This is a genomic window from Limnoraphis robusta BA-68 BA1 (assembly GCF_034932365.1).
Lineage (GTDB): Bacteria > Cyanobacteriota > Cyanobacteriia > Cyanobacteriales > Microcoleaceae > Capilliphycus > Capilliphycus robustus.
The window spans coordinates 77,570-92,984 of record NZ_JAYGHR010000073.1 but is presented as its reverse complement, the minus strand read 5'-3'; the positions used below and the strand labels follow the sequence as shown (position 1 = coordinate 92,984).

At 40.9% G+C, this 15,415-nt stretch carries 12 protein-coding genes; 9 read left to right on the top strand and 3 right to left on the bottom strand.

Annotated elements, in window-relative coordinates:
* Positions 1–252: 252 nt before the first annotated feature.
* On the bottom strand, positions 253–1,968 hold the full coding sequence (locus tag VB836_RS21030; RefSeq protein ID WP_323222243.1) for a sensor histidine kinase: 1,716 nt from the start codon (positions 1,966–1,968) through the stop codon (positions 253–255).
* 291 nt (positions 1,969–2,259) lie between these two features.
* On the opposite strand from VB836_RS21030, the gene VB836_RS21025 reads away from it, so the two are divergent.
* From VB836_RS21025 to VB836_RS21010, 4 genes are all read left to right on the top strand, one after another.
* Positions 2,260–2,787, top strand: a complete 528-nt coding sequence (locus VB836_RS21025) for a DUF937 domain-containing protein (protein WP_323222242.1) — start codon at positions 2,260–2,262, stop codon at positions 2,785–2,787.
* A 58-nt stretch (positions 2,788–2,845) separates the two neighbouring features.
* Positions 2,846–3,145 carry a TIGR03792 family protein gene (locus VB836_RS21020; RefSeq protein WP_323222240.1) on the top strand — a complete coding sequence of 100 codons (300 nt, stop codon included), beginning with the start codon at positions 2,846–2,848 and terminating at the stop codon, positions 3,143–3,145.
* A gap of 484 nt (positions 3,146–3,629) precedes the next feature.
* Positions 3,630–4,397, top strand: coding sequence for an AAA family ATPase (locus tag VB836_RS21015; RefSeq protein WP_152964934.1), 768 nt, complete (start codon positions 3,630–3,632; stop codon positions 4,395–4,397).
* A 141-nt stretch (positions 4,398–4,538) separates the two neighbouring features.
* Entirely contained in the window at positions 4,539–6,236 is a 1,698-nt protein-coding gene (locus VB836_RS21010; protein ID WP_046278308.1) for a ShlB/FhaC/HecB family hemolysin secretion/activation protein, read from the top strand.
* On the opposite strand, the gene VB836_RS21005 is transcribed toward VB836_RS21010, so the two are convergent.
* Positions 6,217–6,798 carry a hypothetical protein gene (locus VB836_RS21005; RefSeq protein WP_323222237.1) on the bottom strand — a complete coding sequence of 194 codons (582 nt, stop codon included), beginning with the start codon at positions 6,796–6,798 and terminating at the stop codon, positions 6,217–6,219. The two genes, VB836_RS21010 and VB836_RS21005, sit on opposite strands and share 20 nt — an antisense overlap.
* Before the next feature lie 280 nt (positions 6,799–7,078).
* On the opposite strand from VB836_RS21005, the gene VB836_RS21000 reads away from it, so the two are divergent.
* From VB836_RS21000 to VB836_RS20980, 5 genes are all read left to right on the top strand, one after another.
* Entirely contained in the window at positions 7,079–8,203 is a 1,125-nt protein-coding gene (locus tag VB836_RS21000; protein WP_323222235.1) for a THUMP domain-containing class I SAM-dependent RNA methyltransferase, read from the top strand.
* Between the two features lie 15 nt (positions 8,204–8,218).
* A complete protein-coding gene (locus VB836_RS20995) occupies positions 8,219–8,974 on the top strand; it encodes a carbonic anhydrase (protein ID WP_323222233.1) in 756 nt (251 codons plus the stop codon).
* A 207-nt stretch (positions 8,975–9,181) separates the two neighbouring features.
* A complete protein-coding gene (grxC, locus tag VB836_RS20990) occupies positions 9,182–9,439 on the top strand; it encodes a glutaredoxin 3 (protein WP_323222231.1) in 258 nt (85 codons plus the stop codon).
* A 95-nt stretch (positions 9,440–9,534) separates the two neighbouring features.
* Positions 9,535–10,500: a glutathione synthase gene (gene gshB / locus VB836_RS20985; RefSeq protein ID WP_323222228.1), complete on the top strand. Its 966-nt coding sequence runs from the start codon at positions 9,535–9,537 to the stop codon at positions 10,498–10,500.
* 29 nt (positions 10,501–10,529) lie between these two features.
* Entirely contained in the window at positions 10,530–11,645 is a 1,116-nt protein-coding gene (locus VB836_RS20980) for a Gfo/Idh/MocA family protein (protein WP_323222226.1), read from the top strand.
* Between the two features lie 156 nt (positions 11,646–11,801).
* On the opposite strand, the gene VB836_RS20975 is transcribed toward VB836_RS20980, so the two are convergent.
* The gene (locus VB836_RS20975) at positions 11,802–15,275 is read right to left on the bottom strand and encodes a diguanylate cyclase domain-containing protein (RefSeq protein ID WP_323222224.1); all 3,474 of its coding nucleotides are present in this window, start codon (positions 15,273–15,275) and stop codon (positions 11,802–11,804) included.
* Between the last annotated feature and the right edge of the window lie 140 nt (positions 15,276–15,415).

The following is a 15,415-nucleotide window of genomic DNA, read 5'->3' as shown; positions in this document are numbered from 1 at the left end:
CCTATAACGATAAAATTGATTGACAGGATAGATGATTTTCAAAGGTAAACTTCAGCGATCAGATCCTCAATTCAATTTGAAAATGTCTGACTTTGATTTGAGCGTGAAGATCTCCGAGAGAAATCGCCCAGATGTTGATCCCCGTGACAACTCTTAAACTGTAGCTTACCTCGAATAGAGATTGAGTACAATATTCCTCCCCTTTCAGGTACGGATCGCCGCAGTCGTCTATGGAGGGTAAAATGTATGAGTTTACATTTTCACATGAACCGGAAGCCAAACGGTAAAGGTTGAACCCTTTCCGACTTCACTTTCAACCGTAATTCCTCCCCCGAGAATTTCACATAGCCGTTGACTAATGGCGAGTCCGAGTCCAGTTCCACCAAATCGTTTAGTAGTGGAAGCATCAGCTTGAGTAAAGGCTTTGAAAATCAGTTTTTGTTGTTCCTCACTCATCCCAATTCCAGTATCTTTTACCTTAAAAATTAGATATTGCTGCATTTTATTTCCGCCGAAACGACTTCCGGATTGGGAGGTTTTTCGAGTCGTAGAGGGCTTTGTTTTGACTCGTTTAACATAGATTGTGATCGTACCATCTTGAGTAAATTTACAAGCATTACTTAATAAGTTTAAAAGGATTTGTCTGACTTTTGGCAAATCCGCGTACATTCGACCAATTTCATTTTTAGCTTCGACTTTAATCACATTGCGATTCTTTTCAGCCAGAGGTTTAGCCGTTGTCATAACATCTTGAAGTAACTGTTCTTCAACGGCAAAATCTTCTAAATAAAGAGTGACATGACCCGCTTCAATTTTAGAAATATCCAGAATATCGCTAATCATATCTCGCAGATGTTTTCCAGCCGTTTGGATTTTTTGCAAGTCAGGGATAAAATCGGTATAACCCAAATCATCGGCTTCATCATGCAGCATTTCACTATAACCAATAATCGCATTCAAAGGAGTTCGCAGTTCGTGACTCATATTGGCGAGAAATACACTTTTTGAACGGTTGGCAGCTTCGGCTAATAATTTAGCTTTCTCTAACTCTTCAGTGTACTCAGCGACTCTCTGAATGAGATGATTTAAAGCATCTGTGAGTTCTCCGATTTCATCTTCGGTTGTGACGGGAATTTGTATGGCAAAGTCGGATTCTTCACCCACTTGATTCGCCACTTTGATCATCAATTCTATCGGATAAGCGATCACCCAACTAATATAAACCGCTAACACTAATCCGACAAAAGAGGAAATCAGTAGACTAAAAAAGATAATTTGATTGCCTAATATTTCGGCTTTTTCACTGGCTTTCAGTCCTTGACTGACTCGATTTTCGAGCTTAACGGAGAGTGCGATGGATTCTTGAGATAAATTGTATAAATTTTGAGCTTCTGGACTGCGACTAAACTGAATTAAAGCATTTTTCAGGGTTTGTTGAGTTTTCTGATCCTTTTTTCCGGACTCTAGCGTTTGCAAAATTTGCTCTAATTTTGGAGCGTAGCGATTGAGATTTTCTGTATATTTTTGAGACAATTCTTGAATTTTTAAATAGTCATTTTGAACTTCTGTATTATCAATATCTGGGACAAACTTAAGCTGTTGAAGTTGACGGTTTATTTCAAAAATTCCCGAACGGATTTCTGAAATAGAATCGGCAAGCGATGAAGATTGATTAATTAAACCGGCTAATTCTTCCTGGCTTGATTTCAACTCAAAAACATTATGATTAATCCCTGTTAAAACCTGTGATTTCTCTTGATCGATGGGAAACTGCTCTTTGAGTTTTCCTTTGTAGTATCCTTCTACAATAAAGCTTGTGATCGCACCTAACATGGCAATTCCAATCACTAGAGCATAGCCCAAGCCAATTTTCTGACGAATCCCCAGACGATGGAATAACGACAGTTTTAGCCCTACTGGAGTCGGGCTACTAAGAGAAGAGTTGGGGGTTTTGGAGCTTAAAGACATCCGTGAGGTTGCAATGAGCTGGGAAGATTTAGATCAATTTTAAGTCAGTTGAGACAGATCAACCTGAGATCAATAGACTTGTACTCAGAATTGTAGATCTACAAGAGCAATGTTGAGGCTTCCTTGATCACCTAGAGGCGGTTTCCTTAAGCAGCGACACCCGACACATCCAACACTCAACGGGATGCTAACCGCACACCTACAAGCCCGGAGGATTCACCCCATCTAGATTGGATTGCCCAAAATAATAAGGTAAACTAGGGATAATTTCATCCATTCCTTTTTAGTCTTATGGGACTTTTCGATCAAATCGTGGGTGCTTTGAACGACCCAAACCAAGAAGCGAGTAATACTCAGCTTGATAATATTTTGAGTACCGTACAGCAGCTCACCAATAATCAGGGCATTTCCTCAGATACCACTCAAACTGCGTTATCGGTTTTGGGGGGTTATGTCCGTTCTGCATTGCAACAGAAGCGAACCAACCAGGGAAATGAGTCTGTACAAGCTTTTGTTAATCAATATAGCGGTACGGGTCAAAATTCCCAAGCGGTGAGTTCGCTGTTTTCCCCGGAACAACAGGCTCAAGTGGCTCAAACGATTTCTAGCCGAACGGGGATAGATGCTGGTACCATTCAAAGTTTATTACCTGCTTTAGTTCCTTTGGTGTTAAATCTGTTGAAAACAGGTAATCCAACTCAAAATCCTCAACAAAGCTCTAATTCGGTACTCAGTAGCTTTTTAGATGCGGATCAAGATGGTGACGTGGATGTAGCTGATGCGATGCGGTTAGCGGGACAATTTTTGCAGAATCGTTAGAATGCAAGATGGGGGAGATTCTTTGAATTCCCCTGGGTTTGATCAAACTCAAATTTTTATGGAAATGGTAATTGAATGGTTACAGTTTAAGGTTCCTCAAGAAAAATGGGAAGCCTTTCTAGAGCGAGATGAAGAAGTTTGGACACAAGGACTCAAACAATATCCGGGTTTTCTTGGAAAAGAAACGTGGATTGATCCGCAAAAAGAAGAAATCGTCTTGGTAATTCGTTGGGAAACTCGCCAGCAGTGGAAATCTATTCCTCAAGATGAAATCGATGCGTTAGATCGTCGCATGGGAGACTTAAGAATGCCTATTGTCAACAGCTACGAATACCAAGTCCGAAAATTTTTACATTAACGTTGATTTTAACTGAATTTAGCAATCAAAGCCAAAATAAAATTGATGCTTAAAAAACCGACTCCAATCACTAAAATGACAAACAGAGTCATACTCAAAAGGGGTCGGATTTTATCAAAAAAACTCGAATTTTCAGGTTTCATTTTCAAGCTGGAATTTTACTAAACAACAATTAAATCGAATGGATGTCTGAGTCTACCCTATAGATTTTAGCGTTTCTCAACTGATCTAAACCTCTAGTTTGACTGGCTGTTTCAGTTTACCCTGAATGGCTGACCCGGATCAGCTTATCGAACCCCAGGCTTTAACGTTCCGTATAGATTTAGACAGAGATATCCCAGACCCATTAAACTAGGGATAGACACAACTCTTTCTCAAAATCTACCCGAGCGCCTTCAGTCGTCCCCTTATTGAGATCAAGACAATGTTTCCTGAACTCTCCCACACCGAGCAACCCCGATCAGATCGAATTTCAAATCAGGCTATGCCCTTATCTAATTCTCTATCTTCAGGTGCAGTTGTGAAGAAACTGAAACAACGACACTGGTTAGAAGTTGCAGAATATATTTCTCTCCTCAGTTCTGCGGTTGGTTCTTTGGTGGTTGCTCTGTCGGGTCAAGCTTTCTACGGTGTGGCTCCCTTAACTGTAGCACTGTCGCTCAATGTTGCCAATCGCTACCGACTTGAACAGCAAGTTCAACTGTCTCAACAAGAGATGGCTGAAATTCAACAGTCAATCAACCAGCTTGAACGAAATTCAGTCAGAGCAATTTGGCTAATTCGACAGCAACTCAGCAGCGAGATCGCTTCGTTGCAACACAAACAAGATGAACTCCCCCTGCAAGACTCCCTGGAAACCAGTTATCGTTCACAGCAGGTAGCAATAATGAATCAAAACCTGTCTTCAATGCAGGATAACATTTCCACTGCCTTAGAAGAAATGCGACAACAACTGCATCAAGAAATCGCCAACACGCAACAAAATTTGCAGGGCGTTAACGGACAAGTGAGTGAAATTCAACAGGCGATCTTGACACTACAAAAAGGACAACCCATTCCTCCCTATAAACCGGATGTTGATCTCGGACAACTGCAAAGTCAACTCAACCAACTCTCCCAAGAACATCAAGAAGTGATCAAGCCTCACCTGAAGCGTTTGATTATCGCCATTAAGCAATTACAAACCACTCAAACTCGACTCATACCCAGACCTCCGAAGCCGATACCGAGAGAACAGATTCAAGAGAGTTGAACTGGAAAAATATCCCGAACAATCTGGGGTCAAACAAGGATGCTTGACTAAAGTTAAAGTGAAAATTATTTAAACAAAACTATTGGCATCGGTTGTCAAACTGACTTATTCTTGATCTGAAATAATAAATGATTTTAGTTCATGCAGTTTGGCCTATTAGCTCAGGGATTAAGATTATCGCTGTTAATCCTGATAGGAAGTCCATTGTTAACTTTAGCTCAACTTCCTCAGCCGATTAACCCCCCCGAACCGTTTCCTACACCGATTCCTATTCCTCAACCTTCCCCAGAACCTCCGTTAAACGTAGAACCACCTACTGTTATTCCGCCTGTTTTAGAACCTCCAGGTCTTCCTGATACGATCACGATAGAACGGTTCGAGTTTACTGGAAATACCGCCTATAGCGATGCTGAATTAGCGGAGATCACCGCCGAATTTGTCGGTCGTCCGATTACGTTTGCTGAACTTTTACAAGTCGAAACGACTGTAACTCAATTCTATGTTGAGTCGGGTTTTGTTAATTCTGGGGCGATCATTCCAGCCGATCAAAGTCTGTCTGATGGGGTGTTAGAAATTCAAGTGATCGAAGGCGGTTTAGAAGAAATTATTGTTACCGGAACCGGACGTTTAAGACCGAGTTATGTGAGCAGTCGGATCGCAGTCGCCACCAAAACCCCTTTAAATGTTAACCGTTTATTGACCGCTTTACAACTATTACAACTTGATCCATTAATTGAAAATATTTCAGCAGAATTAGCTGCGGGTTCTCGTCCTGAATTGAGTGTTTTGACGGTAACAGTCGATCCAGCAGATACCTTTAGTTTACAACTCATTGCTGATAATGGTCGGATTCCCAGTGTAGGAAGTTTTCGTCGGGGTTTAAGTGTGACAGAAGCGAATTTATTAGGCTTTGGCGATCGCATTAATACGGCTTACACCAATACCGATGGAAGCGATCGCTATGATATTAACTATACATTTCCGTTTAACGCTTATAATGGTACAATTCGTTTTGATTATTATGGCACCAATTCAGAAGTAATTGAGGAGCCATTTGATCGCCTAGATATTACCGGAGATTCGGATCGTTTTGGTTTAACCATACGCCAACCGATTTATCAAACCCCCACCCAAGATATTGCAGTAGGTTTAACGTTATCCCGAGAAAATAGCCAAACGACGATTTTAGGAGAAGAAGAACCCCTTTCTGTGGGTGCGGAAGAAGATGGAAGTACCAAAATTTCAGCGATTCGTTTATTTCAAGAATATACTCAAAGAACATCACGATCAGTTTTTGCAGTGCGATCGCAATTTAGTTTAGGAGTAGGTGCGTTTGATGCGACAATTAATAAAGAACCCCCCGATAGTCGATTTTTTTCTTGGCGAGGTCAAGGTCAATATGTGCGATTATTAGCCCCAGATACGTTGTTAGTGGTACGTTCAGATGTACAATTATCAACCAGAGCTTTAGTCCCGTTAGAACAATTTCCCTTGGGCGGTTTTCAGAGTGTTAGAGGCTATCGTCAGGATGTTTTGTTAACAGATAATGGTGTCTTTTTATCCGCCGAAGCTTTGTTTCCGATTGTGCGTTTCGGGGAAGAGAATCTATTACAAATTGTTCCGTTTGTTGATCTAGGTCGCGGCTGGAATGTGGAGGAAGAAGATAATCAAGAAAATGAGACGATTATCGGCATTGGATTCGGATTACAATTACGTTTAGGAGAACGATTTACAGGTCGAATAGATTATGGTATTGCTTTAAACGAGGTTGATGATAAAGACGAAAATACGTTACAAGAAGCCGGGGTTTATTTTTCAGTTACTTACACCCCATTTTAAGTTTTAATCCAAGTTCATCAGCCTTCATTACTGAAAAAATATAAAAAACTACAATCAACCACGCTCGACACAGAGACACAAAGAAGAAAACCCTTGGTGACTTGGTGACTTGGTGGTTTTTCTGACTAATAGACACACCAGACACCAAGAGGAAAATTCTTGGTGAGTTGGTGACTTGGTGGTTTTTCTCACCAACTACAATCAACCACGCTCGACACAGAGACACAAAGAAGAAAACCCTTGGTGAGTTGGTGACTTGGTGGTTTTTCTGACTAATAGACACACCAGACACCAAGAGGAAAATTCTTGGTGAGTTGGTGACTTGGTGGTTTTTCTCACCAACTACAATCAACCACGCTCGACACAGAGACACAAAGAAGAAAACCCTTGGTGAGTTGGTGACTTGGTGGTTTTTCTGACTAATAGACACACCAGACACCAAGAGGAAAATTTTTCGGGACTTGCTGGCGTGGGGGTGAATAAGCAGTGCTTGAGGGGTATTCCGCAGCGCCGAAGCACTGGATTTCTGATGTCCAGTCAATCTTTCCCAAAACTTTTTCAACGAGTTAAACCGCTATTTCGTCAGGCTTTTGGGAGATTTAACAAAAAAATCCTGATTAGAGTATTGACAAAAGGATAATGGGTTGGATACAGTTACAAGCGTGTGAGGAGCGAACCAGTGAGGACACCGAGACGAAACACGGCCAGTCGTCGGTGTCCTTCCTGAAAAAAAAGTAAATGACGTCTCTGCTGAATTTGTATGTCATTCCTGTGTGTGTGGTGTGAGGATTTTCGATGCGGTCGGAGCATCTGACCGCTTTAGTTTTTTAAGTCCATATTGAATGACCCAGTATTTTGCTAAAGTAGCTCGAAGTCTAGAAGAAATTGCCGCCCAAGAGTTAGAACAATTAGGTGCAAAATCGGTTCGTCCTGACTTTACCGGGGTATACTTTGAAGGCGATCGCTCATTGCTTTATCGGGTGAATTTGTGGTCAAGAATAATTTTTAGAGTATTGGTTCCGATTCAGAACTTTTCTTGTTCAGATGCCAAAAAACTGTATCAAGCCGTTCAACGGATTTCTTGGGAAAAATATATTCGACCGAATGATACTTTCGCCGTTCACTGCACAGGCGGAAATCGTGTTCTTAATCATACTCATTTTAGTGCATTACAGGTCAAGAATGCTATTGTTGATCAGCAACGTCAACAGTGGGGTGAACGTTCGAGTATTGACACAGAAGATCCCGATATTGTGATTAATCTTCACATTGATCAAGATCGGGGAATTCTCAGTTTAGATAGTTCAGGAAATAGTTTACATCGACGGGGATATCGGCCAGCAGTGGGGAAAGCACCCCTGAAGGAAACTCTAGCCGCAGCGTTGCTAGAAATGGCGGAATGGCAGCCGAATATGCCTTTTTTAGACCCGATGTGTGGTTCTGGAACATTACCTCTAGAAGCGGCTTTGAAGGGGTTAAACGTTGCACCAGGGCTATTTCGAGAGACGTTTGGGTTTATGAAATGGCAAGATTTTGATGGACAGTTGTGGGACTCGTTGTATCAAGAAGCTGAAAAGAGTCAATTATCACAACTCGAGAGTATTATTGTAGGATGCGATCGCGATGGGGAAATGTTAGCTCAAGCCCGTTATAATGCTCAACAGTGTGGAGTTGAAGATCAAATTCGTCTGACTCAAGCAACATTATTTCACCTTGAACCTCCGGCTGATCACGGTATAATCATTTGCAATCCTCCTTATGGGGAACGGTTAGGTGATGTTGAAAAGTTGGGAAGTCTCTATCAACAGCTTGGAGATGTTTTTAAGCAACGTTTCAAGGGTTGGACTGCATTTATTATAACTGGAAATAAGGCGCTCGCCAAGCAAGTCGGACTGAGAACAGCACAACGTATTCCGGTTTATAATGGGACGATAGCTTGTACTTTGCTCAAATACGAACTCTACTAAAAATCCTCAAGTCCAATGAAAAAAATTAAGGTTTGGATGATGTTCTTCATCATCTTTATTTTTACTATGTTTATTATTCCGGTTGCTTGTTCAAAAAATCAGCTACACACAGGTGAATGGGGTTATCGGGGTGAAATGGGGCCGGAAAATTGGGGAGAGTTAAAAGAGGAATTTGTTGTCTGTGAAACGGGACAGCAACAGTCTCCGATTAATATTGAGACATCAGCAACACCTAAAGCCAAAATTGAATTTAGTTATGATTATACGCCGCTAAACGTTATTAACAAAGGTCATACTATTGAGATCGAGTATGAACCGGGAAGTACAATTAAAATTGATAACAAACAATATGAATTACTGCAATTTCACTTTCATTCTCCCAGTGAACATCAGTTAGATGGAAAATCTTATCCGATGGAAGTTCATCTGGTTCATAAAAGTTCGGATGGGAAATTTGCGGTGATTGGAATTTTGATAGAGGAAGGAACAGAAAATCGTTTTATTGCTAGTTTATGGCCTCATGTACCCAAAGAAATCATAGAAAATCCTGTTCGTGGAGTCGCCATTAACGCCAGTGCGTTACCACCTGAAAACAAAGTTTACTACAATTACACAGGTTCACTAACCACGCCGCCCTGTAGTGAAGGGGTAAACTGGATAGTATTTGAAACACCGATTGAAGTTTCTAGCAAACAAATTGAGTATTTTCGATCTTTCTACAATGGAAATGCTAGACCGATTCAACCTCTCAATGAACGTCAGGTTATCTAACAGTAATTAGGGAAAGCGGATCTGGGAACAGGAAGGCAAGCTGGCAAGAGTTTTGTAGGGGCGGGTTCACTCAGGTTGTTTGTAAGATGAATAAATCTATTTTAACCCGCCCCTACCTGACACCTGACAACCAACACCTGAGATGAGTTGAATCTAAGTGCTATTGCCTTTAAAATTAGGAGATGTTACTCACAGACTGACAATATTATGGCCGCTCAAGTCGAAATTTATACTTGGAGTACCTGTCCTTTCTGTATTCGGGCGAAATCACTCCTTCAGAAGAAAGGTGTAGACTACACCGACTACTCGATTGATGGGGATGAAGACGCCCGAGACAAGATGGCCCAACGTGCCAATGGTCGCCGTTCCGTCCCGCAAGTTTTTATCAATGATCAACATATTGGCGGTTGTGACGATCTCTATGCGTTAGAAGCCGCAGGAAAGCTTGATCCGCTATTAGCCTAATTTTTGGGGTAGGAATTGTCAGAAGGGTCAGCGATCGCGGTAGGATAAAGAATACGGCTTGATCGTTGCTCCTTCACCCTACCCCCTAATATCCGATGAAATTTGCATTCATCATTGACCCCATCGAAAAGCTAAACCCAAGCCATGACAGTAGTGTGGCGATTATGGAAGCCGCCCAAGCCTTGGGTCACGAAGTCTGGATCACAGAGATACACCAACTGACTGTCAGCCAAGGGAAAGCTTGGGCGACTTTGACTCCGGTTCATCTTGTCCCTGTGAAACAAGAAGGCGATCGCTGGATATCGGCTGAACTTTGGTTTTCCCTGGATCAACCGCAGTTACTCGCTTTAGAAGAGATGGATGCGGTGTTTATGCGGACTGATCCACCTGTGACGGTGCCTTATTTGTATGCAACTTACATCCTGGATTATGTTGACTCATCAAAAACGTTGGTGATTAATTCACCTCAAGGGTTACGGGCGGCGAATGAGAAGATGTATGCTTTACAATTTACAGAAGCAATACCTGAAACGATTGTCAGTCAAAATAAACAGGTAATTCGAGAGTTTGTTGAGAAAAAAGAAGCGGCTGTTTTGAAGCCTTTGGGCGGAAAAGCGGGAGAAGGAATTTTATTTTTAGAAGCAGGCGATCGCAATTTTAACTCTTTAATTGAAATTAGCACGAAACAAGGTCGAGAACCAGTGATGGTGCAAACTTATTTACCTGCGGCGAAAGAAGGCGATAAACGGATTATTTTGTTAGATGGAGAACCGATAGGGGCGATTAATCGCATTCCAACGGGGAAAGAATTTCGCGGAAATATGGCGGTGGGTGGACGAGTTGCTCAGACGGAAATTACAGATCGCGAACGAGAAATTTGTGTTCAAGTGGCGCCAAAATTGCGAGAAGATGGGTTATATTTTGTGGGAATTGATGTGATTGGCGGTTATCTCACGGAAGTGAATGTAACCAGTCCAACGGGAATTCGGGAGATCGATTTATTGGATCATGTTAATTTAGGAAAACAGGTGATTGAATGGATTGAAAAAAAGGCAAATTGAACTGAAAAACTGACGAATTAGGTTGAATAATGACGAATAAAATTGGAATTGCAGTCATCGGGACAGGCTTCGGAAAAAAGGTTCATATTCCCGGATTTCAAGAACATCCCCGTACAGAAGTTGTAGCGGTTTATCATCGGGATCTGGAGAAAGCTAAAGCGATGGCTGAGAGTCATCATATTCCTCATGCGGCGAATACCATTGAAGAGATTGTTGCTTTACCCGATGTGACGGGTGTAGCGATTTCAACGCCGCCTTTTTTACATTATGATATGGCGAAGATTGTTTTACAAGGGAAGAAACATTTACTGTTAGAAAAACCAACAACATTGAATGTAAATGAAGCGAAAAAACTCTATCAATTAGCGACACAAAATAATTGTGTAACGACGTTAGATTTTGAGTTTAGATTTATTCCCGCTTGGCAACATTTTGCTGAACTTTTGAGTCAAAATTATGTGGGAGAAAAACGGTTAATTAAAATTGATTGGTTAGTGTCAAGTCGAGCGAATCCTGAACGAACTTGGAATTGGTACGCCCAAAAAGAAAAAGGCGGTGGGGCGTTAGGGGCGATTGGTTCTCATGCGTTTGATTATATTGATTGGTTGTTTGGGAAAGTGAACCGGATTTGTAGTTTATTAAGCACTTCTATTCCCTTTCGTCCTGACCCCACAGAAGGCGGAAAATTAAAGCCTGTGGATGCAGATGATACTTGTAATTTAATCTTAGAATTAGCAGACGGAACGCCTTGTCAAGTGAGTTTGAGTTCAGTAAGCTATCAAGGACGGGGACATTGGGTAGAAGTTTATGGAAGTGAAGGAACGTTGATTTTAGGAAGTGATAATCAACAGGATTATGTACATGGTTTTCAGTTGTGGGGAAGCAAAAACGGAGAGGCATTAGCAGAGATTTCTATTCCTGAAAAGTTACAGTTTCCGCGTGTTTATCCCGATGGGAGAATTGCGCCGTTTGTGCGGGTTGTTGATCAATGGGTAAATGGAATTGAACAAGGAAAATCTATGGTTCCTTCGTTGCGGGAGGGGGTTTATTCACAGTTATTAATGGATTTAACTCAGGAGTCCAGTGAGACGGGAACTTGGGTGAATGTTCCAGATTTTGAGAAGGTTTTAAACAGTGAACAGTGAACAGTTATCAGTGAACAGTGACCAGTGAACAGTAACCAGTGAACAGTAACCAGTAACCAGATAATATTGAGAACTGTATAACTGTAAACTGTAAAAGCTGGTAACAGATAACTGTAAACTGTAAACTGTAAAAACCCGCCCCTACAGTATTTTTTATCAATCATTGTCACTAAGATAATAGCAATTCCGGCCGTTTTCTTTAGCTTGATAGAGGGCAAGATCGGCTTTTTTGATTAATATTTCAGGATAACTAACAGTTGTCGGATAAAGACTTGCAATCCCAAAACTGAGGGTAATTTGTGAACTCGCGGATGAACTTTCATGGGGAATATGAAGCTGGAAAATATCGGCTTGAATAGTTTGTACAACTTGAATCGCTCCCTGACTATCAGTATTGGGTAAAATGATCACAAATTCTTCACCCCCATATCGAGCGGCTAAATCCGCCGGACGTTTAACTCCATGCCGAATGACTTGAGCAACTTTCGTCAGACATTCATCACCTGCTAAATGACCGTAGGTATCATTGTATCGTTTAAAATAATCAACATCACAGAGAATTAATGATAAAAGACCTTGTTCTCGGGTGAGACGCTGCCATTCTTGAGTTAAATATTCATCAAAATAACGACGGTTAGCAAGCTGAGTCAGTTGATCGTGGGTGGCGAGATGTTGAAGTTCTTCGTTAGCGTGCTGCAATTGCTGATAAAGTTGAGATTGTTGGATGGCGATCGCGAGTTGATTGGCGACGGTTCGAGCGAGTTCAATTTCTGAGGATTGCCATTGGGTATGTTGAGGATTTCTAATCAGATTTAAACTTCCCCAAAAGGAAGATTTTGAATGAATCGGAATGAGAAGCCAAGAACCGGGATAGGTACGAGCATAAGCACAATTAATTTTATCTTCTGCCTGACTAATATCGGCAATTTGTACGATTTTAAGTTGTTTAAGTTGAGCGAAAAATTGATTTTCATCATCAGTAATTTCTGTTCCCAATGCTTTTATAAAGTTCGGATATCGACAATATTCACCCACATTTAACCAAATTTTTTCCTCGGGGAAATACTGGACAATATGAACCCAATCGACATAGAGTAATCGAGCAATTTCGTGAGAAGCGGTTGAAAAAATTGTGTTCAATTCTAAAGAGTTGCGAATGGCTTGAATGACTTCGTTGAGTGCCTGTTCTCGTTGGGCTTGATATTGGGCATATTGATAGAGTTCACTTTGGGAAATGGCGATCGCAACTTGATCGGCGAGTTGATGGAGGAGTTCAATTTCTGTGGTTTGCCAAAGCCTGGGTTGTGAACAATGTTGAGCTACTAATAGTCCCCATAATTCCTCGCCGTGCAGAATCGGAATAACCAGATTTGCTCTAACTTGAAACTGAGCCAGGAGTTGAATATAACAGTCTGGTAATCCGCTATTATAGATATCTGGAGTGTTTTGAATACGACCATGAGTATAGGCATTGATGCAAGTGTTGTCAGCTAAACCTTCATCAAAGAGAATTTTTCCCCGCAGAGATACCCAGGATTCATCAACAGATTCTGCAATCACAATTCCACTTTTATCGGGTTCAAAACGATAAATTAAAACTCGCTCTGTTTGCAAAAGTTGTCGAATTTCAGCAACGGTTGTTTCTAGAATATCATCTAAATTAAGGGATTGACGAATGCGTTGAGTAACGAGGGTAATCAGTTGTTCGCGTTGAGCCTGTTCTCGCAAACGTTTTTCATTTTGTTTTCGAGCGGTGATATCTTGTCCAATACCAATTCTACTCCCATCGGATAAACGAATATTTGTCCAAGATGTTTCTACAATTTCTCCTGTTTCAGTTCGAGTTTGGAAATCTTTCCATTGTCTGTCTGCCGCTTGCATATGAGCTATAACTTGTTGATAATCATGGGGGTTAGGATAGCATTGTAATAATAGATTCTGTTGTTGCCACTGAGCCAAAGACCAACCCAAAACTTGCTCCAATTCACGATTAATCAGTTGAGTTTTCCCGTCGGAATTAAAACAAGCTAACATGATCGGAATATGATCAAAGATGGCTTGTAGGACTTCTTTTTGATGTTTTAAGGCTAATTCTGAGCGTTTGCGATCGCTAATATCGATAATATAACCAACAATTTCTGTTGGCTGACCCAGTGCATTTTTTAAAAGTTTGGCTTGATCGTAAATCCAGTGATAGGTTTGATCGCTGTGGAGAAAACGGTACTCAAGAGTTATTTCTCCTTGTTGAAAAAGTCTCTGGATAGCATTAGTAATTGTGGCTAAATCGTCGGGATGAATGCGAGAATACCAGAAATAATGAGGGTTATTGAGAAAGGTTTCGGCATCAAATCCCAAAACGGTTTTCACATTTTCACTGATGTAGCTAACTCCATAGTTTCCTTGAGGTTGACAACTATAAATAATACCCGGACTAGAGGTGAGTAAATGTTGTAAACGATTGCTGAGGGATTGTAGGGCAATTTCTGCTTGTTTGCGTTCACGAAGTGCAGCTTGCTGTGAGCTAATATCGGTAACAGAACCAAGAATCTGAAGGGGCTTTCCTTTTGCATCTCTTTGAAAGACAATTTCTCGACTGTTCAACCACCGCCATTCTCCATTTTTGTGGCGAAATCGATATTCGCTTGAGAGGATTTCATCATCTTTAAGATGCTGAAAGCGATGAGGCAAGCTATAGCATAAATGTCGATCTTCAGGATGGAAATGATTGATTAACCGTTCAGGTTCCCAAGTACAAATTTCTTCAGGAGAGTAGCCTAATATTTCGATGCTCCGTTGGTTAAGATAGAGGCTTTTATTGTCTGAAAGGTCAAAAATATAGAGAATTTGCGGGACTGTATTGGTGAGCTTTTGTAAAAAATGTTGACTCTCGCGGAGTTTTTCCTCTGATTTTTTACGATCATTAATATCTTTTTCGCTGACTAAAATTAAATAATTACCCGTGACGGGATCGTAAGTTTTTCGGGCTTCAATTTTGTGCCAGCATAAACCTTTGTCCGTTTTAACTTGAGTTTCTACGCTGAATATTTTTCCTTTATTAATACAGTCTAAGGCTTCCTGTTCAACTGCCGGAGCCAGAAAAGAATTGAAAAAGCTACGGTGATTATTTTTACCATTGGGGCTGAGATTTCCATAACAGTTTTGAGCGGCTGGATTTTGCAGTAATAATTCTCCATCTAGGGTGTATAGAGAGAGCATAAAGTTTGTATGCCGCCAAGCTTCAACTAATCGCAAACTCTCCGGCTCAATTGGCTGATTGTGTTCGATATGAGCTTCTACAAGTATAGCTAACTGTCCGTTCTCTGTTAGAATTACTGAACAGTAACAACGAAGATTAATCGTTTTTTCCGGGAAATCAATTCTCCAGTTTTCTTGAATTTTTTGCCCCGGTTTCAATGGCTCTAAAGCCTGTAATAGATAAGTTATTTTAGACCTTAAAAAAATGTTAAAAATGTAATTTAAAGTTTTGATATTATCAGCATTGAAAAGTTGTAGAGCTGCATCATTTGCCCACTGCACTTGCCCATTCTGTGTATCATAGAGCCAGATGGGAGTATTCAAATATTGAAATGCCGTCCGATGAACAGGTATAAGTTGTTTGATTTGTTTCATTATTAAAAATCATGCTTTTATGACTATACTTCGGAGCCTGTGAGAATATTAATGTGAGAATGAGGGTTTTGGGAGTTCAATCAAGGGGTTTAGACTCTCCTCTTAAAACTGCCCATACTGTTGCTATTCATTCATTATAT